This is a genomic window from Massilia aurea (genome assembly GCF_014200505.1).
GTDB lineage: Bacteria > Pseudomonadota > Gammaproteobacteria > Burkholderiales > Burkholderiaceae_D > Telluria > Telluria aurea_B.
This window is the reverse complement of the sequence record NZ_JACHBX010000004.1, coordinates 1-18,581: the sequence shown is the minus strand read 5'-3', so window position 1 is coordinate 18,581 and position 18,581 is coordinate 1. Positions and strand designations below refer to the sequence as shown.

The following is an 18,581-nucleotide window of genomic DNA, read 5'->3' as shown; positions in this document are numbered from 1 at the left end:
AACGTGGCGCGACAGTCCACATGCGCCACACGCGACTGCATGCTTGACAGCACTAACAGCCCCTAGGATACTGCGGAACTTGCCATAATCTTCAGAATCAACTGGTCTTTCGGTCCTCGACAGCCAGCCACTGCCCGAACAATTCACCAGCGACAGCGCCGCTGCCGCGGGTGTCGCACAGGTCCCAAAGACAGGAAGCTTTATGAACAATCGAAACCGCCTGACCACTTATATTCTGATCGCGCTGGTGATTGGTATTCTGGTCGGCTATCTGGTCAACACCAACACGGACACCGCTGGCGCGCAAAGCTTCGCCGACACGATGTCGTTGATCACGACGCTGTTCCTTCGCCTGATCAAGATGATCATCGCGCCGCTGGTGTTTGCCACCCTGGTGGTCGGCATTGCCAAGATGGGCGACGCCAAGGAAGTCGGCCGCATCGGTGTCAAGGCGCTGGGCTGGTTCTTCATCGCCTCGCTCATCTCCCTGTCGCTGGGCCTGATCCTGGTGAACCTGTTCCGTCCCGGTGACGCGCTGTTCGCCGCCGGCATGATGCCGCCAGTGGACGCCACTTCGGGCATTACCACCAGCGGCCTGACGATGAAGGACTTCATCACCCACCTGGTGCCAACCTCGATCGTCGACGGCATGGCCCGCAACGAGATTCTGCAGATTGTCGTGTTCTCGGTGTTCTTCGGTACCGCTGCCGCTGCCGTCGGTGCGCGCGCCACGCCGATGATCGACGCCATCGACGGCGTTGCCCACGTCATGCTCAAGCTGACCGGCTACGTGATGAACTTCGCACCGATCGCAGTGCTCGCCGCCGTCTCGGGCATCATCGCCAAGAGCGGTCTGGGCGTGCTGTCGACCTACGGCGTCTTCATGGCCCAGTTCTACTTCGGCATTGCGCTGCTGTGGGTGGTGTTGATCGGCATCGGCATGATCTTCGTCGGCCCGCGCATCCTGCGCCTGATCGCCGAACTGCGCGGCCCGACCCTGCTGGCCTTCTCGACCGCATCGTCCGAAGCGGCGTTCCCGAAAACCCTGGAAGGCCTGGAGCGCTTCGGCGTCAAGAACCGTCTGGCTTCGTTCGTGCTGCCGATCGGTTACTCGTTCAACCTCGATGGTTCGATGATGTACTGCACCTTCGCCGCCGTCTTCATCGCCCAGGCCTACGGCATCGAGCTGTCGATGAGCACCCAGATCACGATGATGCTGGTGCTGATGCTGACCTCCAAGGGCATGGCCGGCGTGCCGCGCGCGTCGCTGGTCGTGATCGCCGCCACGCTGAACCAGTTCGACATCCCTGAAGCCGGCCTGCTGTTGCTGCTGGCGATCGACCACTTCCTGGACATGGCCCGCTCGGCCACCAACGTCATCGGCAACGGCATCGCCACTGCCGTCGTTGCCAAGTGGGAGGGCGAGCTCGGAGAGCCGAACGCCGAACCCGCCATTTCACCGCTGCGCTAGGCACGGCGGGCATTGCCTGACACCGGAAGGCCTTCCAGCGATGGAGGGCCTTTTTTTTTCACAAAAAAAACGAGGGAACGAACGATGAAAACCATGATGGCCGCCAGCATGCTGCTGGCCTTGAACAGCGCGCACGCCGCAACCCAGACGGTCGATTGCGGCCGCCTGCTGGACGTGCAACAAGGCACCTGGCGCGAACGCGTCAGCATCGTCATCGAGAACGGCAGCATCGTCTCGGTCGGCCCCATGACCGGCGCCCCCGGCAACATCGACCTGTCGCGCCACGCCTGCCTGCCCGGCCTGATCGACATGCACGTGCACCTGACCAGCGAGACCCTGCCGGCAGTGGACGCCTACCGCGATCGCCTCACGGCCAACCCGGCTGACATGGCCTACCGTTCGATCAAGTTTGCCGAGCGCACGCTGATGGCAGGCTTCACGACGGTGCGCGACCTGGGCGCGGCGGATGACCTGAACATCGCCCTCAAGCGCGCGATTGCTGCCGGCGACGTGCCGGGCCCGCGCATGTTCACTGCCGGTAAATCGCTGGCCACCACGGGCGGGCATGCCGATCCGACCAACAACCTGTCGCACTTTTTGAACGAGAAGATCGGCACGCCCGGCCCGGTCGAGGGTGTGCTCAACAGCCCCGAAGAAGCGCGCCAGGCGGTCCGCCAGCGTTACAAGGACGGCGCGGACCTGATCAAGGTGACGGCCACCGGCGGTGTGCTGAGCCAGGCCGCCAGCGGCCAGAACTCGCAGTACACCGAGGACGAGCTGCGCGCCGTGGTCACGACCGCGAAGGATTACGGCTTTCGCGTCGCGGCCCATGCCCACGGCGCGGAAGGCATGAAGCGCGCGCTGCGCGCCGGCGTCGACTCGATCGAGCATGGCACGCTGATGGATGACGAAGTCATCACGCTCTTCAAGAAGACCGGCGGCTGGTACGTGCCGACCATCTCGGCCGGCCGCTACGTGGCGGACAAGGCCAAGGTGCCGAATTACTACTCGGCGCTGGTGCAACCCAAGGCAGCGGCGATCGGGCCGCAGCTGCAGGCCACGTTCGCCCGCGCCCACAAGGCCGGCGTGAAGATCGCGTTCGGCACCGATGCCGGCGTGTTCCCGCACGGCGAGAACGCAAAGGAGTTCGGCTACATGGTCGAAGCGGGCATGACGCCGATCGAGGCGATCCGCGCCGCGACCGTCAATGCTGCCGTGCTGCTGGATCAACCCAAGCGCCTGGGCACGATCGCGCCGGGGTTCGCGGCCGACATCATCGCGGTCGAGGGCGACCCGCTCAAGGACGTCAAGCTCCTGGAGCAGGTCAAGTTCGTGATGAAGGATGGCGTCGTCTTTAAAAAGCTGTAAGCTGCCGGGTTTATAAAACCCGGAGACTTTCATGCTGTTTGCTCGATCTGCCCACGCCGCCCTGTGCGGCGTTCTTTTCCTGTTTGCGGCCGCCGTTCAGGCCCAGACCGCCAAGCTGCCGAACGTGACGATCCTCGCCACCGGCGGCACCATCGCCGGGACGGGCGCCACCAGCACGACCACGGTTGGCTACACCGCCGCCACCGTCGGCGTGCAATCGCTGATCGCAGCCGTGCCCGAGATCACGAAGGTGGCCAACGTCACCGGCGAGCAGGTATTCCAGATCGCCAGTGAAAACATCAGCGATGCGCAGTGGCTGCAACTGGCCAAGCGCGTCAACCTGCTGCTGGCGCAAAGCAGCGTCGATGGCATCGTCATCACGCACGGCACCGACACGCTGGAAGAGACGGCATACTTTTTGAACCTGGTCGTCAAGAGCAGGAAGCCGGTGGTGGTGGTCGGCTCGATGCGGCCCTCGACGGCGCTGTCAGCCGACGGCCCGATCAACCTGTACAACGCGGTGCGCCTGGCCGGCACGCCTGAAGCGGCCGGCCGCGGCGTGCTGGTGGCGATGAATGACCAGATCCACGCGGCCCGTGACGTCACCAAGGCCAACACGACGACGGCGGACACCTTCCGCACGACCGAGCTGGGGATGATCGGCTACATCCAGGGCGGCAAGCCGTTCTTTTATCGCGACGTGACGCGCAACCACACGGTCGATACCGAGTTCGATCTGGCCAAGCTCGATACGCTGCCGCAGGTGGACGTGGCGTACGCCTATGCGAACGTGGGCGATGTGGCGGTCAATGCACTGGTGGCAGCCGGCGCGAAGGGGCTGGTGCATGCGGGTGTCGGCAACGGCAGCCTGCCTGCCAAAACCAAACCGGCGCTGGTGGCTGCGCGGGCCAAGGGCGTCATCGTCGTGCGTGCGAGCCGCGTCGGCCAGGGCATCGTGGCGCGCAATGGCGAGGCCAATGACGACCAGCTGGACTTCGTGGTGGCCGATACGCTCAGCCCTCAGAAGGCGCGCATTCTGTTGATGCTGGCGTTGACGAAAACGACCAGCACCAAGGAAATTCAGCGGATGTTTTATACGTATTGATGCACTGCTGGCTGGACGCGTGGACGGCGGAGCCGTCCACCCTACCGCTGGCGCTGACGAAAACGGTCAGCACCAGCGAAATCCAGCGGATGTTTTACACGGTTTGATTACGCGCCGGATACCGTAGGGTGGACGGCTGCGCCGTCCACGCGTTCCAACGCTTCCGGCACCAGCGGCGGCGAGGCCACATCCTCGTCGGGCCGCGCGAGCTGCCGGTCCCACATCTGCGCATACAGGCCGCGCGCCGCCAACAGCGCGCTGTGCGTGCCGCGCTCGACGATCTTGCCGTGATCGAGAACGATGATCTGCTGCGCATCGGCGATCGTCGACAGGCGGTGCGCGATCACCAGCGTCGTGCGGTTCTTCGCGATCTCTTTCAACTGCGCCTGGATTGCCTGCTCGGCGCGCGAGTCGAGCGCCGACGTGGCTTCGTCGAAGATCAACAGCGCCGGGTCTTTCAGCAGCGTGCGCGCGATCGCCACGCGCTGCTTCTCGCCACCGGACAGTTTCAACCCCCGCTCACCCACCATGCTCTGATAGCCATCCGGCAGGCTTTCGATGAAGTCGTGGATCGACGCCGCGCGCGCGGCTGCCACGATGTCGTCGCGGCTGGCGCCGGGCCGGCCATACGCGATGTTGTATTCGATCGTGTCGTTGAACAGCACTGTATCTTGCGGGACGATGCCGATTGCGGCGCGCAGCGAAGACTGGGTGATGTCGCGCAGGTCCTGGCCATCGATCTTGATCGCGCCGCCGTTCACATCATAGAAGCGAAACAGCAGGCGTGACAGCGTGGACTTGCCCGAGCCGCTATGGCCCACCACCGCCGTCGTGGTGCCGGCGGCGATGGTGAAGTCGACATCGAACAGGATCTGGCGCTTGGTCTCGTAGCTGAATTCCACGTGCGAGAACTCGACCTGCGCGCCCTTGATATCCAGCGGCAGCGCCTTGGGGCCGTCGGCCACTTCGCGGTTCTGGTCGAGCAGGCCAAACAGGCGCTCCATGTCGGCCAGGCTTTGCTTGATCTCGCGGTAGATCACGCCCAGGAAGTTCAGCGGCATGTACAGCTGGATCATGAAGGTGTTGACCAGCACCAGGTCGCCCAGGCTCATGGTGCCGTTGATGACGCCCTGCGTGGCGCGCCACAGGATCAGCGTGACGGCAGTCGCGATGATCAGCGACTGGCCCGTGTTCAGGACCGACAGCGAGGTCTGCGAGCGCACGCCGGCATTCTCGTAGTTCTTCAGGCCCTCGTCATAGCGCTTGGCTTCGTAGTCTTCGTTGCCGAAGTATTTCACCGTCTCGTAATTGAGCAGCGAGTCGATCGCCTTGGTACTGGCTTTCGATTCGAGGTCGTTCATCGTGCGCCGGAAGTGCGTGCGCCATTCGGTGACCACCACGGTGAAGGTGATGTAGGAGGCCAGCGCCACGGCGGTGATGATGCTGAACCAGATGTCGTAATTCAGTATCAGGTAGCCCAGCACCAGCGTGATCTCGACCAGGGTCGGCAGGATGTTAAAGAGCGAGTACGAGATCAGCGAGTTCACGCCGCGCGTGCCGCGCTCGATGTCGCGCGTCATGCCGCCCGTCTGGCGGTTCAGGTGAAAGCGCAGCGACAGTGCGTGCAGGTGACGGAACACGCGCAGCGCGATGGTGCGCACGGCGCGCTGCGTCACGCGCGCGAACAGAAACTCGCGCAGCTCGGTGAAGACGGTCATCGACAGCCGCAGCAAGCCGTAGGCGATCAGCACGCCCACCGGCAGCACCATCAGCGCGTGCGGGTGGGCGGGATCGATGGCCAGGCCGTCGATCAGCCGCTTGAGCACCAGCGGCACGCCGACGTTGGCCATCTTGGCCGCGACCAGCGCGCCCATGGCGGCCAGCACGCGCCACTTGTAGACCCACAGGTACGGGAACAAGGTCTTGAGCGTGGCCCAGTCGTTGCGGGGAATGCCGGTAGGGTCCGGCGGAAGTGAGGTATTGCGGCGCATGGGGAGACTTTTGTGGTTCAATTCGGGTCGATTGTAGCTTTTACCGAGAATTCACGATGACCACGCCCGAAAATACCGTTACCACGCCCAGTACCATTCGCCTCCCCGCCGGCAAGATGCCCGAACTGCGGGTCATGCCCGCCCCGTCCGACGCCAATGTGTATGGCGATGTGTTCGGCGGCTGGATCATGGCCCAGGTCGACCTGGCCGGTTCGCTGCCGGCCACGCGCCGCGCCAATGGCCGCGTGGCGACCATCGCCGTGAACTCGTTTTTGTTCAAGAATCCGGTGTTCGTCGGCGACCTGCTGTCGTTCTATGCCGATATCACCAAGGTGGGCAATACGTCGATCACCGTGTTCGTCGAGGTGTACGCCGAGCGCAACCGGCTGGCGGCCGAAGTGGTCAAGGTGACCGAGGCGACGCTGACCTATGTGGCCACCGGTCCGGATCGCAAGCCGCGCCAGTTGCCACCGCTCGAATCGCTGATCGCGAACCGGTAATCCGGTCGTGAAAAAGGCCGCCATGATGGCGGCCTCCAGAACCTCATGCCGGCATCAGCCCGGCTTTTTTTCGTCGCGCAGTTCGCGGCGCAGGATCTTGCCGACGTTCGTCTTCGGCAGTGTCTCGCGGAACTCGACAAACTTCGGCCGCTTGTAGCCGGTCAGCTGCTCCTTGCAAAATGCCTTGACCTGGTCGGCGGTGAGGCTTGCGTCCTTCTTGACCACGTACAGCTTGACCGCCTCGCCCGAATGCTGGTCGGGCACGCCCACGCACGCCACTTCGAGCACGCCCGGCATCGCCGCGACCACGCCTTCGACTTCGTTGGGATACACATTGAAGCCGGAGACCAGGATCATGTCCTTCTTGCGATCGACGATGCGCGTGTAGCCCTTGTCGTCCATGATGCCGATGTCGCCGGTCTTGAAGAAGCCGTCGGGCGTCATGACCTTGGCGGTTTCGTCGTCACGCTGCCAGTAGCCGGCCATGACCTGCGGACCACGCACGGCGATCTCGCCGGCGGTGCCGAACGGGACGGCGTTGCCGGCATCGTCCAGGATGCGCAGTTCGGTCGATGGCAGCGGCAGCCCGATGGTGCCGGTGAACTCGCTGATGTCGCAGCGGTTGGCGGTCACCACGGGCGAGGTTTCGGACAAGCCGTAGCCTTCGACGATCGGGATGCCCGTCGTCTTGAGCCACTTGTCGGCCACGGCTTTTTGCACGGCCATGCCGCCGCCCGGGCACACCATCAGGCCCGAGAAATCGAGCTTGGCGAAATCGTCGTCGTTCAGCAGGCCGTTGTACAGGGTGTTTACGGCCGGGAAGATGTTGATGCGGTAGCCACCCAGCTCCTTGATGAAGCCCTTGATGTCGCGCGGGTTCGGGATCAACAGGTTCATGCCGCCCACGCGCAGGCCAAGCAGCGCGCAGACCGTCAGCGCATAGATGTGGTACAGCGGCAGTGCGCAGGCAAACTGCGCCTGCTGGCCCGCCAGCTGGCGCCCCAGGGTCGGCGCGAACCAGGCTTCGTTCTGCAGCACGTTGGCGATCACGTGGCGGTGCAGCAGCACCGCCCCTTTCGACACGCCCGTGGTGCCGCCCGTGTACTGCAGGAAGGCGATGTCGTCGTGCCCGATCGTAACCTGCCCCAGGGTTTCGCGCGCGCCCTCGGCCAGCACCTTGTTGAAAGCGATCGCGCCTGGCAGCGAGTAGGCCGGCACCATCTTCTTGACCTTGCGCACCACCAGATTGACCAGCGTGCCTTTCAGGCCGCCCAGCAGGTCGCCCATCGTGGCCAGGATGACGTGCTTGACCTGCGTCTGGCCGAGCACCTGCTCGAGCGTGTGGGCGAAGTTTTCCAGCACCACGATCGCCTCGGCGCCCGAGTCGGTCAGCTGATGCTGCAGCTCGCGCGGAGTGTAGAGCGGATTCACGTTGACGACGACGTAACCGGCGCGCAGCACGGCGGCCAGCGCCACCGGATACTGCAGCACGTTGGGCATCATCAGCGCCACGCGCGCGCCGGGTTTCAGGCCCTTTGCCTGCAGCCAGGCGGCCATGCGCTGCGACATCGTATCGAGTTCGGAAAACGTGATGGACTTGCCCATGCAGGCATAGGCCTTGCGGTCGGCGTACTTGCGAAACGCCTCCTCGAGCAAATGCGCCAGCGAGCGATATTGCGTCGCATCGATCTCTGCCGGTACACCGGTTTCGTACGACGTGAGCCAGAATTTGTCCATGTATTCCACTGCCTTCCTTGTTGGTTCCAATAAAACGCCGAAGCCGCCTCGCAGGCGGCTTCGGCTGGTTGCCCATCATCCGCCGTGACTTATGCCACCGTGTCCGCCTGTTTTTCGTCCCGCAGCGCGCGGCGGAGAATCTTGCCGACGTTGGTCTTGGGAAGCTCATCGCGGAACTCGATGTACTTGGGGCGCTTGTAGCCGGTGAATTCCTGCTTGCAGTAGGCCAGCAAGTCGTCCGTCGTGAGGCCAGGGTCTTTTTTTACCACGAATACCTTGACCGCCTCGCCCGAATGGGCGTCCGGCACACCGACCACGGCGCACTCGAGCACGCCCGGGTGGCCGGCGATCACGCCTTCGAGCTCGTTCGGATAGACGTTGAAGCCCGATACCAGGATCATGTCCTTCTTGCGATCGACGATCCTGACGTAGCCGCCCTCGTCCATGATGCCGATGTCGCCCGAGCGGAAGAAGCCGTCGGCCGTCATGACCTTGGCGGTTTCGGCCGGCTGTTTCCAGTACCCCTGCATGACTTGCGGGCCGCGGATCGCGATCTCGCCGCTCTCGCCCCGCGCCACCGGGTTGCCGGCATCGTCGATGATGGCGATGTCGGTCGATGGCACCGGCAGGCCGATGGTGCCGGTAAAGTCCAGCACGTCGGCGCGGTTGCAGGTGGCCACCGGCGATGTCTCGGACAAGCCGTAGCCTTCGATGATGGCCACGCCGGTGATGTCGCGCCATTTGTCGGCCACGGCCTTTTGCACCGCCATGCCGCCGCCATTGCAGATGCGCAGGCCGGAGAAATCGAGGTGGGCGAAATCGGGGTTGTTCACCAGCGCGTTGTACAGCGTGTTCACGGCCGGCAGCATGTTGAAGCGGTACTTGGCCAGCTCTTTGACGAAGCCGGGGATGTCGCGCGGGTTCACGATCAGCACGTTCAGGGCGCCCATGCGCATGCCCCACATGGCGCACGCGGTCAGCGCGAAGATGTGATACAGCGGCAGTGCGCACACGATCGTCAGTGGCTCGCCGCCCGCCTCGCCCAGCGCCGGCGCCGACCACGCTTCGCTTTGCAGCACGTTGGCGATCACGTTGCGGTGCGTGAGCGTGGCGCCCTTTGACGGCCCGGTGGTGCCGCCCGTGTACTGCAGGAAGGCGACGTCGCCGGCCTTGAGCGTGGCCGGCTTGAAGGTCATGCGGGCGCCCTGCGCCAGCGCGTCCTTGAAGGTCACCATGTTCGGCAGCGAGAACTCAGGCACCATTTTTTTGACGTGACGGACCACGAAATTGACCACCATGCCCTTGGCGCCGCCAAGCAGTTCGCCCATGTTCGCCACCACCACGTGGCGCAGCGGCGTCTTGCCCATCACCTTCTGCACGGTGTGGGCGAAGTTTTCCAGCACGATGATCGCTTCGGCGCCCGAGTCGGTGATCTGGTGTTCGAGTTCGCGCGCGGTGTAGAGGGGATTGACGTTGACGACGACGTAGCCGGCGCGCAGCACGGCGGCCAGCGCGATCGGGTACTGCAACACATTGGGCATCATGAGCGCCACGCGCGCGCCGGGCGTCAGGCCGCGGCTTTGCAGCCAGGCGGCGAGCTTTTGCGAATACGCGTCAAGTTCGCGGTAGGTGAGGAACTTGTCCATGCAGACAAAGGCATTGCGGTCCGCGAATTTGCTGAACGATTCTTCCAGCAATTGCACCAGCGAAGAGTACTGATCCGGATTGATCTCTGCCGGCATGCCTGGTGGATACGACTGCAGCCAAATCTTGTCCATGGGTTGCCTCTGTCTCGGGATCTTTTGCAAGATCATGATCGTTCTTGTCGACGGCCGTGCTATGTTGCCGGCTCGCGTGCGCACGAAGCTTATGCCTTTGCTATCGCTGGTTGTGATGCTATCGGGCAGCGCCCTTGTGCGCAAGCGCTTTTACGCCGATTGGAACCGGCCCTCTACGGCAGAGCGCTCATGGTGCGCTGCACCACCTGCAGGCCCGCTGAACCCGTCGCAGCCAGCCCCGTCAACACGCGGGTACGCTCTTTCTTGTCGAGGGCGGCGAGCCGGTTGACGGCCTTGTAGAAACCCGTCCACGTTTTCTCGCGGCGCAGCAGGGCGCGAAACGCCGGCACCAGATCATTGTAGGTCGCCACTGAGGCAAGATGGGCATTGGACAGCGGCTCGGCAAAGAAGCGGTCATAGCCGGCGTAACCGCCCCAGTTTGCCTTGAGCACCTGGTAGTCGTTCTGCAGCGCGATGAACAGGCGGCCCTTGGTGGCGCGCTTGGTGGCGTCCGGTTCCATGCTCTTGTAGGTGCGCTCGAGCTCGCCGCGATAACGCAGCAGCAGCGCCAGGAAGTCGCGCTTGCGCGCCTTGTAGCGGTCGTAGGCTGCGCTCATGGCCGGGTTGCCGAAGCGTTCGAGCCAGGCTTCCACACCGGCCTGCTCCACGGCACTGGCGAACGATTCATTGAATTGCGAGTCGCCCGCGACGTAGACGACCTGGTGCGCGAGTTCATGGAAGATCAGGCGCGCCAGTTCGGCGTCCGGGTAATTGATGAAGGTCGATACCAGCGGGTCGCTGAACCAGCCGAGCGTCGAATAGGCGCTGACGCCACCCACTTCCACGTCGTGGCCTTCTGCGCGCAGTTGCCGGGCATAGGCCTGGGCGTCGGTCTTGCTGTAGTAGCCGCGGTAGTTGACGCACCCGGCCACCGGGAAGCACCACTGGATGGGTTTGAGCGACAGTTCGGGCGTGGCCACCACGTTCCACAGCACGTAGGGGCGTTTGAGGCTCGTGTAATTGGTGTAGCTGCCGTTATCGGGCAGCTGCATTTCCTGGATGGCAAAGCGGCGGATCTGGCGCGCCGCCTCGAGCCGGTGCCGCAATTTGACGCTGGTGCCGGTGTCGGCGATCCAGTCGTCGATCGGGCGCGCATCAGACAGCAGTTGCAGCTGGCCTTGCGCGGCCTGGGTGTAGTACGAGAGCGATGAGCAGCTTGTCAACATCAGGGCCGCAGCTGCCGCGGCCATGAGCGGCCGGAAGGCCAGTGAGAATCTAGAGGGCGTCATCTCGTGTGGGGGGCGCAGCTTTTTCAACCTGCACCAGGGTGTCGTAGAAAGTGGGCGCCCGGCCCATGTCGGTCAAACGCTGGCTGGTAACTTCATTGGCGTTCTTGCCATCAGTGGCCAGTTTCTTCCACCAGATCGACAAGCCCACCACTAATCCAGCGCGCGCCTTGTCGGTCACGCGTGCACGGGCGAGGAACGAACCGCGGTCGTTATAAATGCGCGCCATGTCACCGTGCGCGATGCCGCGTGCGGCGGCGTCAAGCGGGTGGATGTCGAGGTGCGGTTCGCCCTCAGTTGCGCGCAGGCTCTGTACATTGACAAACGTTGAGTTGAGGAAGTTCCGTGCCGGCGGAGAAATCATGGCCAGCGGATAGGTTTTTGCCAGCTCGGGGTTCGATGCGACCGACTCGTACGGCGGGATGTACGTGGGCACCGGATCGAGGCCGTCGGCCAGCATGCTCTCGGAAAAGAACTCGCACTTGCCCGATGGCGTCGTGAAGCCGCCGTCGGCAAACGGCGCGTCCGGCATGTTGAGCTTGCTCCAGCCGGTGCGCTTGAGCGACTCCCAATCGAAGTGCACCGCCCGCGTATCCTTGCTGTTGAAGGCCTGGGCGGCGATGGCGTCGTCGCTCTCGCGGAAGCACGGATCGGTAAAGCCCATGCGCGCTGCCAGCAGGCGGAAGAATTCGGTATTCGGCTTGGATTCACCCACCGGTTCGACGGCGGCGTTATTGGCCATCATGTACAGGTGGCCGTAGGCCAGGTGCGCATCGACGTGTTCGAGCTGGGTGGTGGCCGGCAGCAGGATATCGGCGTAGTCGGCGCTGTCGGTATGGAAGTGCTCGAGCACCACGGTGAACAGGTCTTCGCGCTCGAAGCCCTGCTGCACCTTGCGCGAATCGGGCGCAATGGCCAGCGGGTTGGCGTTGTAGACAATCACGGCCTCGATCTTCGGGCCGAAATCGGGCGCGCTCTCGCGCAGCAGGTCGTCGCCGATCGTGGTCATGTTGATCGTGCGCGGCGTGCGGCCGGCCAGCAGATCCGGGCGCTGCAGCGCCGGGCGGTTGGTCGGGAACGAGGCCGAGCTCGATAGCTGGATGCCGCCTGCGGGCAGGCGCCAGGCGCCCACCAGGGCCGGCAGGCAGGCGATATTGCGCACGGCCATGCCGCCGCCGCGCACGCGCTGGATGCCGTAGTTGACGCGGATCGCGGCCGCTTCGCCGTTCTTCGCGGTCTGGCCATACAGGCGCGCCAGGTTCACCACTTCATCGACGGTGATGCCGCAGATTTCGGCCGTGCGTTCCGGTGGCCATTCGAGGGCGCGCGCCTTGAGTGGCTCGAAACCCAGTGTGTGCTTGTCGATGTAGGCGTGATCGAGCAGGTCTTCCTTGATCAGTACATGCATCATGCCCAGGGCCAGCGCGGCATCCGTGCCGGGCAGCAGCGCAATGTGTTGATGGCATTTTTCTGCAGTGAGCGAGCGATACGGATCGATGGCAATCAAGGTAGCGCCATTGCGCTTGGCTTCTTGCGCGCGCATCCAGAAATGCAGGTTCGATGCGATCGGATTCCCGCCCCAGATCAGGATCAATTTGGCGTTCTGGAACTGTTCGAGGTCGGTGCCGATCGAACTGCCGATGGAATACCGGTAGCCGGTCGCGCCGGCCGTGGCGCAGATGGTGCGGTCGAGCAGCGACGCGCCCAGTTGATTGAAAAAGCGCAGCGACATCGATTCGCCCTGCACCAGGCCCATCGTGCCGCAATAGCTGTATGGCAGGATCGCCTCGGGGTCGCGCGCGGCGATGCCGGTCAGGCGCGTGGCGATCTCGTCCAGGGCGGCGTCCCACGTGATGTGCTCGAACTTGCCTTCGCCCTTGCGGCCAACGCGCCGCATCGGATACAGCACGCGATCCGGGTGGTAGGTGCGCTCGATGTAGCGCGACACTTTGGTGCACAGTACGCCAGCCGTGGTGGGATGGTCCGGGTCGCCCTTGACCTCAGTGGCAACGCCGTTCTCGACTTTGACGAGCAGCGCGCAGGTATCGGGGCAATCGTGGGGACAGGTCGCACGGACGGTGGTGGTGGTCATATTGTTATTTGGGCTTGAATGCAGGCTGCACTGAAAAAACTGCGCTAAACCAATACTTTATACGATTCGGACGGGGTTCGTGACCTCCCCTGACAAGTCTGTTTAAGGCACGCTACAATAGTTAAAACCATGCCATGCAAGGGTGGCAAGACAACCGAGGGGCCTCCAGCAAACCCCTACGCGCAGCGCCTGACGCGCTGCAGCGCGCGGCAGCGTCACCGAGGTCCCCATCGCGGAGAACATCATGAAACTGGTTGAACCTATCCTGGCGTCACTCGCCGAAATCCAGGCAATCCGGCGCGACCTGCACGCGCATCCCGAATTGGGCTACGAAGAACACCGTACCGCGCAGATCGTGGCCGACCGGCTCGAAGCGTGGGGCATTCCCGTCGTGCGCGGCCTGGGCGTGACGGGCGTCGTCGGCATCATCAAGAACGGTACGTCCGAGCGCGCGATCGGCCTGCGCGCCGACATGGACGCGCTGCCCATGCAGGAAATCAATGGCTTCGCCCATGCGTCGACCAATGCGGGCAAGATGCACGCCTGTGGCCACGACGGCCACACGGCGATGCTGCTCGGCGCCGCGCACTATCTGGCGCAGCACCGCAATTTCGATGGCACCGTGTACCTGATTTTCCAGCCGGCCGAAGAAGGCGGCGGCGGCGGGCAGCGCATGATCGAGGATGGCCTGTTCGAGCGCTTCCCGATGGACGCTGTGTACGGCATGCACAACTGGCCAGGCATCGCCGAAGGCACGTTTGCCGTGGTCGACGGGCCGATGATGGCGTCGAGTAACGAGTTTCGCGTGACCGTACGCGGCAAGGGCGCCCACGCGGCGCAGCCGCACCGCGGCATCGATCCGATCATGGTGGCGGTGCAGATCGCGCAGGCGTGGCAAACGATCATCTCGCGTGAAAAGAACCCGCTGCTCACGGCAGTGTTGTCGATTACCCAGATCCACGCAGGCAGCGCCACCAACATCATTCCGGATGAAGCGCAACTGGTTGGCACGGTGCGCACGTTCACGACCGACGTGCTCGACCTGATCGAACGCCGCATGCAGGAAATGGCCGACGGGATTGCTGCCGGCTTTGGCGCGACGGTCGACTTTGGCTTCAAGCGCAAGTATCCGCCGCTGGTGAACCACACCGAGCAGACCGCGTTTGCGATCGAGGCAATGCGCGCGGTGGTGGGCCCGGACGCAGTCAATGTGAATGTCGAACCAACCATGGGCGCCGAAGATTTCGCCTTCATGCTGCAGGCCAAGCCGGGCTGCTATGTCTTCCTGGGCAATGGCGACGGCGACCATCGCACGGGTGGCCACGGTCTTGGACCATGCCAGCTGCACAATGCCAGTTATGACTTCAACGACAACCTGCTGCCAATTGGCGCGAGCTATTGGGTACGCCTGGCGGAGACGAGTCTGCCGGTTGCCTGACAAGGTGGCGGGCCGGGCATCGTGCCCGGTCCTGCCTGACGGTGCCTAGAACAGGCCGAGGAATTTTTTCTTGACCGTATTCTTGCGCGCCGGATCGACGACATCGGTCACGTCCTTGTCGTTGAACTTGTCGATCAGGGCGGCAAAACCCTGGTGCCGCGCCAGATCCAGTTCTTCCTTGAACAGCGGCACGACGCAGTGGAAGTAAATGTCCTTGCCTTCAACCGTCACCGAGTGGAACGGTTCTGGCGCCGACACTGGCGGCAGCAGGATGGCGCCGCAAAAGCCCACGCCCTCGACGTAGGGCTTGGGCGGTGCGCCGTTGGGCAGCGCATGGCCCAGGCCAATCCAGGTACCCTGGTTGTGCGGATAGTGCGCCAGGTGACGCATCAGGGCCACCGGCCAGTACCAGCGTTCTTCCTTGATCGCCGCTTCGTCGAGCTGCCAGTTGGCCGGCAGGGTCATGATCAGCTCGGCGAACGGCGGCGCGCCTTCCGGCGTCGTCATCGGACGCTTGCTCATCCCCGAGGTCACCAGGCGCACGTAAGGGAAGTCGGCGGTTGGTCCGATCACGTGGATGTCGACCTGGACGGCGCCGCCATCGGTCTCGTGGAAGAACATCGCGGGGGCGCCCAGGTGCGTGGCAATGTGCTCGCCGACCGGATCGTGCGGCAGCACGACGGATTCGGGTTGGCGCTGCATCGGGGCGGTCAACGGATACAGCGGAGTGATGGTTGGTTCGGCCATGGTGATTGATCGATATTGTTGCGGCGGGCGCCTATGATACCTGCGCCGCCCGCTTGCGTGGCTGCCAGCACGCTATTGTTCTCGCTAGTACAATACCGCATTATTCCAAAATGTCATCCCCCACCCTTTCCAGGTAGACCATGTTCACTCTCAAAAAAATCAGCATGCTGGCGCTGGCCAGCGCCGCGCTGTGCGCGCCTGCCGCGTTCGCCCAGTCCACCGTGGGCAACGGCTATATCGATTCCGTGTCGTTCGAATACGGTACCAACCCGCAGCAGCGCATGGGCCGTGTCGCGATCCAGTCGGACTGGGACAAGCAATGGTTCGCCGGCAATGGCCGCCATCTGTCGGGTTACTTTGAAACGAACCTGGCCCTGTGGCGCCTGAATTCGTACGAGAACGTTCCTGGTCGCAACAAGAACATCGGCGTGCTGGGCTTTACCCCAGTGTTCCGCTACCAGAACGATAACAAGCTGGGCCTGTATGGCGAAATCGGTATCGGCTTGAACCTGCTGTCGACGCTGTACAAGAATGAAGACAAGGAACTGTCGACCGCGTTCCAGTTTGGTGACCATCTCGGCGTGGGCTACACCACCGCCAAGTGGGACTTTGGCCTGAAGTACCAGCACTACTCGAACGGCAGCATCAAGAGCCCGAACGCCGGCGCTAACTGGATTGTCGCCAAGGCAGCCTACCGCTTCTGATGGGTTTTGTTACCCGCGTGACACCCGCCCCCGCTGCGGGTACACGGCGCGGGTAAATAGCATTTCGTGACACAATCGGGCCTTTCGCGGCGCAGTCCGCGCGCTGTTGTCGAGGCCCGATTGACTCCTTCGCCCACCCTCAAACGCTACCTTCCCTGGCTCGTCGCCATCGCGCTGTTCATGGAACAGCTGGACGCGACCATCGTCAACACCGCCATTCCCAGCATCGCCGCCAGTCTTGGCGTCACACCGCTGAGCCTCAAGTCGGTCGTCACCAGCTATATCCTGGGCCTGGCTGTCGGTATTCCACTCAGTGGCTGGATGGCCGATCGCTTCGGTACGCGGCGCGTGTTTTTTACCGCAATTTCGATTTTCACCTTTGCGTCCGTGTTGTGCGGGCTGTCGGTCGATGCGCGGATGATGACGGGCGCGCGCCTGCTGCAGGGATTGGGCGGCGCGATGATGATTCCGATCGGGCGTCTGTCGATCGTGCGTACGTTCCCCAAGAACGAGTTGCTGGGAGCGATGAACTTCGTCATCATCCCGGCGCTGATCGGTCCATTGCTGGGTCCGACAATCGGCGGGCTGATCGTGCACTGGACCACCTGGCGTGTGATCTTCTTCGTCAATGTCCCAGTGGGGCTGATCGCGCTGTACTTTGTGTGGCGGCATATGCCTGATTACCGTGCGGAGCAGCGGCGCCCGCTTGATGTGGCCGGCCTGCTGCTGTTTAGCAGCGGCACTGCCTTGTTGTCGTGGGTGCTGGAAGTGTTTGGCGAGCACACGCTTGACGGCATCACGGCCGGTCTGCTGTTCTTGCTGGCACTCGGTTTGCTCGGCGCCTATGCCTGGCATGCGTGCCGCACAAAGTTTCCATTGCTGCGCCTGACACTGCTCAAGGTGCGTACGTTCCGCATTGCCGTGCTGGGCGGCTTCGTGACCCGTCTTGGCGTTGGCGGCCTGCCGTTCCTGCTGCCGTTGCTGTACCAGCTGGGCCTGGGAATGCCGGCGTGGCAGTCGGGGCTCATGATGATGCCATCGGCGCTGGCGGCAATGGGAATGAAGCTGTTCGCGCCGCGCCTGCTGGCACGCTTCGGTTATCGCCAGGTGCTGCTGGCCAATACGATCATGATTGGCGTCACCATCGCCATGTTCACGCTGGTCGATGCCGGCTCGCCATTGATCATGATCGTGTGCATCAGCCTGATGCTGGGGTTCTTCAACTCGCTGCAGTTTTCGAGCATGAACACGCTGGCGTACGCCGACATCGAACCGGCGGACTCGAGCATGGCAAGCACGATCTCGAGCTCGCTTCAGCAATTGTCGATGAGCTTTGGCCTGGCGGCAGGATCGATCGTGACCGCCTGGTTCCTTGGTGATGTGTCCCAGACCAATGGGGGTCAGGTGACGCAGGCGATACACCACGGGTTCATGGCGCTGGCAATACTGACGCTGTTCTCTTCCCTGGTGTTCTGGCGCCTGCGCCGAGATGATGGCAACAGTATCAGCCAGAGCCGCGGCGTGGCCAAGGCGGTGGAACCGGTGACGGTGACGGGGCAGTAGGTTACGCCGGCCTTGTGAGGGGCGCGAGGACTTTTTCGCGGTTGTTCAGGATGAAACTTACGAAGGTCGGCTCCTTGACGGCCAGGCGTACCAGGCCCGGCAGCAATGGATAGCAGAACGTGGCTATCTTACGCACGCATTCATCGTCGCGCAGGGCAGCTTGCGCGGCCTGTCCCGTGCCGCCGTGCAGCATTGGTGCGAGCGTGGCGCGTTGTTTGTCTACAATGGCGGCGATGGGCGTCATGAGTCTGGCGTTCAACGCGGCCTGTTCGATGGGATCTGACATGGTGATTCTCCAGTGGTGGTCGATGGAGAATGTTGGCGTAGAGCCGGCTGGTCGATGCTGATGTTGGGCAACAGAGTCGTCAAGTTCCGCTTTGCCTGGAGAGCAGCGACCTATCGATCGCCCATAGCGAAAAGCCCCACTCAGATCACTGAGTGGGGCTTTTCTATATAACTAGCCTGACGATAACCTACTTTCACACTGGTTGCAGCACTATCATCGGCGCAAAGTCGTTTCACGGTCCTGTTCGGGATGGGAAGGGGTGGGACCGACTTGCTATGGTCATCAGGCATAACTTGTACGAATGTCGCTTGAACGCGTGGACGGCACAGCCGTCCACCCTACGTCAGGTGACACTCTGAATCTGGAAGAAGTAGTTTTTATTTGGGGTCGTATTTGTATCAACAACAGCTGAACTCTTGCAACCCTGGACTACCAAGGTTATAGGGACAAGCCGTACGGGCAATTAGTACTGGTTAGCTTAATGCATTACTGCACTTCCACACCCAGCCTATCAA

General features: G+C 63.0%; 14 protein-coding genes and 2 rRNA genes. 7 read left to right on the top strand and 9 right to left on the bottom strand.

The annotated features are described in order from the left end of the window. Nucleotides 1-202 precede the first annotated feature (202 nt). The 3 genes from HD842_RS17135 (at nt 203) to HD842_RS17125 (ending at nt 3,944) form a co-directional block, all read left to right on the top strand. Nucleotides 203-1,471, top strand: coding sequence for a dicarboxylate/amino acid:cation symporter (locus HD842_RS17135; RefSeq protein ID WP_183555973.1), 1,269 nt, complete (start codon nt 203-205; stop codon nt 1,469-1,471). Nucleotides 1,472-1,555: 84 nt separating this feature from the next. Next, complete coding sequence (locus HD842_RS17130) at nt 1,556-2,839, top strand: metal-dependent hydrolase family protein (RefSeq protein ID WP_183555972.1); 1,284 nt, start codon at nt 1,556-1,558, stop codon at nt 2,837-2,839. A 31-nt stretch (nt 2,840-2,870) separates the two neighbouring features. Continuing rightward, the gene (locus HD842_RS17125; RefSeq protein ID WP_183555971.1) at nt 2,871-3,944 is read left to right on the top strand and encodes a type II asparaginase; all 1,074 of its coding nucleotides are present in this window, start codon (nt 2,871-2,873) and stop codon (nt 3,942-3,944) included. Nucleotides 3,945-4,051: 107 nt separating this feature from the next. Here HD842_RS17125 and HD842_RS17120 read toward each other — a convergent pair whose 3' ends face one another. Continuing rightward, nucleotides 4,052-5,935, bottom strand: a complete 1,884-nt coding sequence (locus tag HD842_RS17120; RefSeq protein ID WP_183555970.1) for an ABCB family ABC transporter ATP-binding protein/permease — start codon at nt 5,933-5,935, stop codon at nt 4,052-4,054. A 56-nt stretch (nt 5,936-5,991) separates the two neighbouring features. Here HD842_RS17120 and HD842_RS17115 point away from each other — a divergent pair, with 56 nt between their 5' ends. Then, entirely contained in the window at nt 5,992-6,435 is a 444-nt protein-coding gene (locus HD842_RS17115) for an acyl-CoA thioesterase (protein ID WP_183555969.1), read from the top strand. Between the two features lie 54 nt (nt 6,436-6,489). On the opposite strand, the gene HD842_RS17110 is transcribed toward HD842_RS17115, so the two are convergent. From HD842_RS17110 to HD842_RS17095, 4 genes are all read right to left on the bottom strand, one after another. Next, a complete protein-coding gene (locus tag HD842_RS17110; protein ID WP_183555968.1) occupies nt 6,490-8,172 on the bottom strand; it encodes a long-chain-fatty-acid--CoA ligase in 1,683 nt (560 codons plus the stop codon). An 89-nt stretch (nt 8,173-8,261) separates the two neighbouring features. After that, entirely contained in the window at nt 8,262-9,950 is a 1,689-nt protein-coding gene (locus HD842_RS17105) for a long-chain-fatty-acid--CoA ligase (protein WP_183555967.1), read from the bottom strand. A gap of 173 nt (nt 9,951-10,123) precedes the next feature. Further along, the gene (locus HD842_RS17100) at nt 10,124-11,200 is read right to left on the bottom strand and encodes an aminopeptidase (RefSeq protein WP_183556510.1); all 1,077 of its coding nucleotides are present in this window, start codon (nt 11,198-11,200) and stop codon (nt 10,124-10,126) included. A 25-nt stretch (nt 11,201-11,225) separates the two neighbouring features. Beyond that, nucleotides 11,226-13,328, bottom strand: a complete 2,103-nt coding sequence (locus HD842_RS17095) for a molybdopterin-containing oxidoreductase family protein (protein ID WP_183555966.1) — start codon at nt 13,326-13,328, stop codon at nt 11,226-11,228. Between the two features lie 244 nt (nt 13,329-13,572). On the opposite strand from HD842_RS17095, the gene HD842_RS17090 reads away from it, so the two are divergent. Beyond that, nucleotides 13,573-14,766, top strand: a complete 1,194-nt coding sequence (locus tag HD842_RS17090) for a M20 aminoacylase family protein (RefSeq protein ID WP_183555965.1) — start codon at nt 13,573-13,575, stop codon at nt 14,764-14,766. A gap of 45 nt (nt 14,767-14,811) precedes the next feature. On the opposite strand, the gene HD842_RS17085 is transcribed toward HD842_RS17090, so the two are convergent. Next, nucleotides 14,812-15,513, bottom strand: coding sequence for a suppressor of fused domain protein (locus HD842_RS17085; RefSeq protein WP_229424813.1), 702 nt, complete (start codon nt 15,511-15,513; stop codon nt 14,812-14,814). A gap of 140 nt (nt 15,514-15,653) precedes the next feature. Here HD842_RS17085 and HD842_RS17080 point away from each other — a divergent pair, with 140 nt between their 5' ends. Further along, a complete protein-coding gene (locus HD842_RS17080; protein ID WP_183555964.1) occupies nt 15,654-16,217 on the top strand; it encodes an acyloxyacyl hydrolase in 564 nt (187 codons plus the stop codon). Nucleotides 16,218-16,337: 120 nt separating this feature from the next. Continuing rightward, nucleotides 16,338-17,780: a DHA2 family efflux MFS transporter permease subunit gene (locus HD842_RS17075; RefSeq protein ID WP_183555963.1), complete on the top strand. Its 1,443-nt coding sequence runs from the start codon at nt 16,338-16,340 to the stop codon at nt 17,778-17,780. A gap of 1 nt (nt 17,781) precedes the next feature. On the opposite strand, the gene HD842_RS17070 is transcribed toward HD842_RS17075, so the two are convergent. From HD842_RS17070 to HD842_RS17060, 3 genes are all read right to left on the bottom strand, one after another. After that, nucleotides 17,782-18,066 (bottom strand): hypothetical protein, encoded by a 285-nt coding sequence (locus HD842_RS17070; protein ID WP_183555962.1) that lies wholly within the window; start codon nt 18,064-18,066, stop codon nt 17,782-17,784. 174 nt (nt 18,067-18,240) lie between these two features. Then, nucleotides 18,241-18,353, bottom strand: a 5S ribosomal RNA gene (gene rrf / locus HD842_RS17065). Between the two features lie 155 nt (nt 18,354-18,508). Beyond that, nucleotides 18,509-18,581, bottom strand: a 23S ribosomal RNA gene (locus HD842_RS17060); the annotation flags it as partial.

Bases quoted from the DNA above. Each gene is read 5' to 3' on its own strand.
- HD842_RS17135 (WP_183555973.1), top strand. From the start codon at position 203: ATGAACAATCGAAACCGCCTGACCACTTATATTCTGATCGCGCTGGTG.
- HD842_RS17130 (WP_183555972.1), top strand. From the start codon at position 1,556: ATGAAAACCATGATGGCCGCCAGCATGCTGCTGGCCTTGAACAGCGCG.
- HD842_RS17125 (WP_183555971.1), top strand. From the start codon at position 2,871: ATGCTGTTTGCTCGATCTGCCCACGCCGCCCTGTGCGGCGTTCTTTTC.
- HD842_RS17120 (WP_183555970.1), bottom strand. From the start codon at position 5,935: ATGCGCCGCAATACCTCACTTCCGCCGGACCCTACCGGCATTCCCCGC.
- HD842_RS17115 (WP_183555969.1), top strand. From the start codon at position 5,992: ATGACCACGCCCGAAAATACCGTTACCACGCCCAGTACCATTCGCCTC.
- HD842_RS17110 (WP_183555968.1), bottom strand. From the start codon at position 8,172: ATGGACAAATTCTGGCTCACGTCGTACGAAACCGGTGTACCGGCAGAG.
- HD842_RS17105 (WP_183555967.1), bottom strand. From the start codon at position 9,950: ATGGACAAGATTTGGCTGCAGTCGTATCCACCAGGCATGCCGGCAGAG.
- HD842_RS17100 (WP_183556510.1), bottom strand. From the start codon at position 11,200: ATGGCCGCGGCAGCTGCGGCCCTGATGTTGACAAGCTGCTCATCGCTC.
- HD842_RS17095 (WP_183555966.1), bottom strand. From the start codon at position 13,328: ATGACCACCACCACCGTCCGTGCGACCTGTCCCCACGATTGCCCCGAT.
- HD842_RS17090 (WP_183555965.1), top strand. From the start codon at position 13,573: ATGAAACTGGTTGAACCTATCCTGGCGTCACTCGCCGAAATCCAGGCA.
- HD842_RS17085 (WP_229424813.1), bottom strand. From the start codon at position 15,513: ATGGCCGAACCAACCATCACTCCGCTGTATCCGTTGACCGCCCCGATG.
- HD842_RS17080 (WP_183555964.1), top strand. From the start codon at position 15,654: ATGTTCACTCTCAAAAAAATCAGCATGCTGGCGCTGGCCAGCGCCGCG.
- HD842_RS17070 (WP_183555962.1), bottom strand. From the start codon at position 18,066: ATGTCAGATCCCATCGAACAGGCCGCGTTGAACGCCAGACTCATGACG.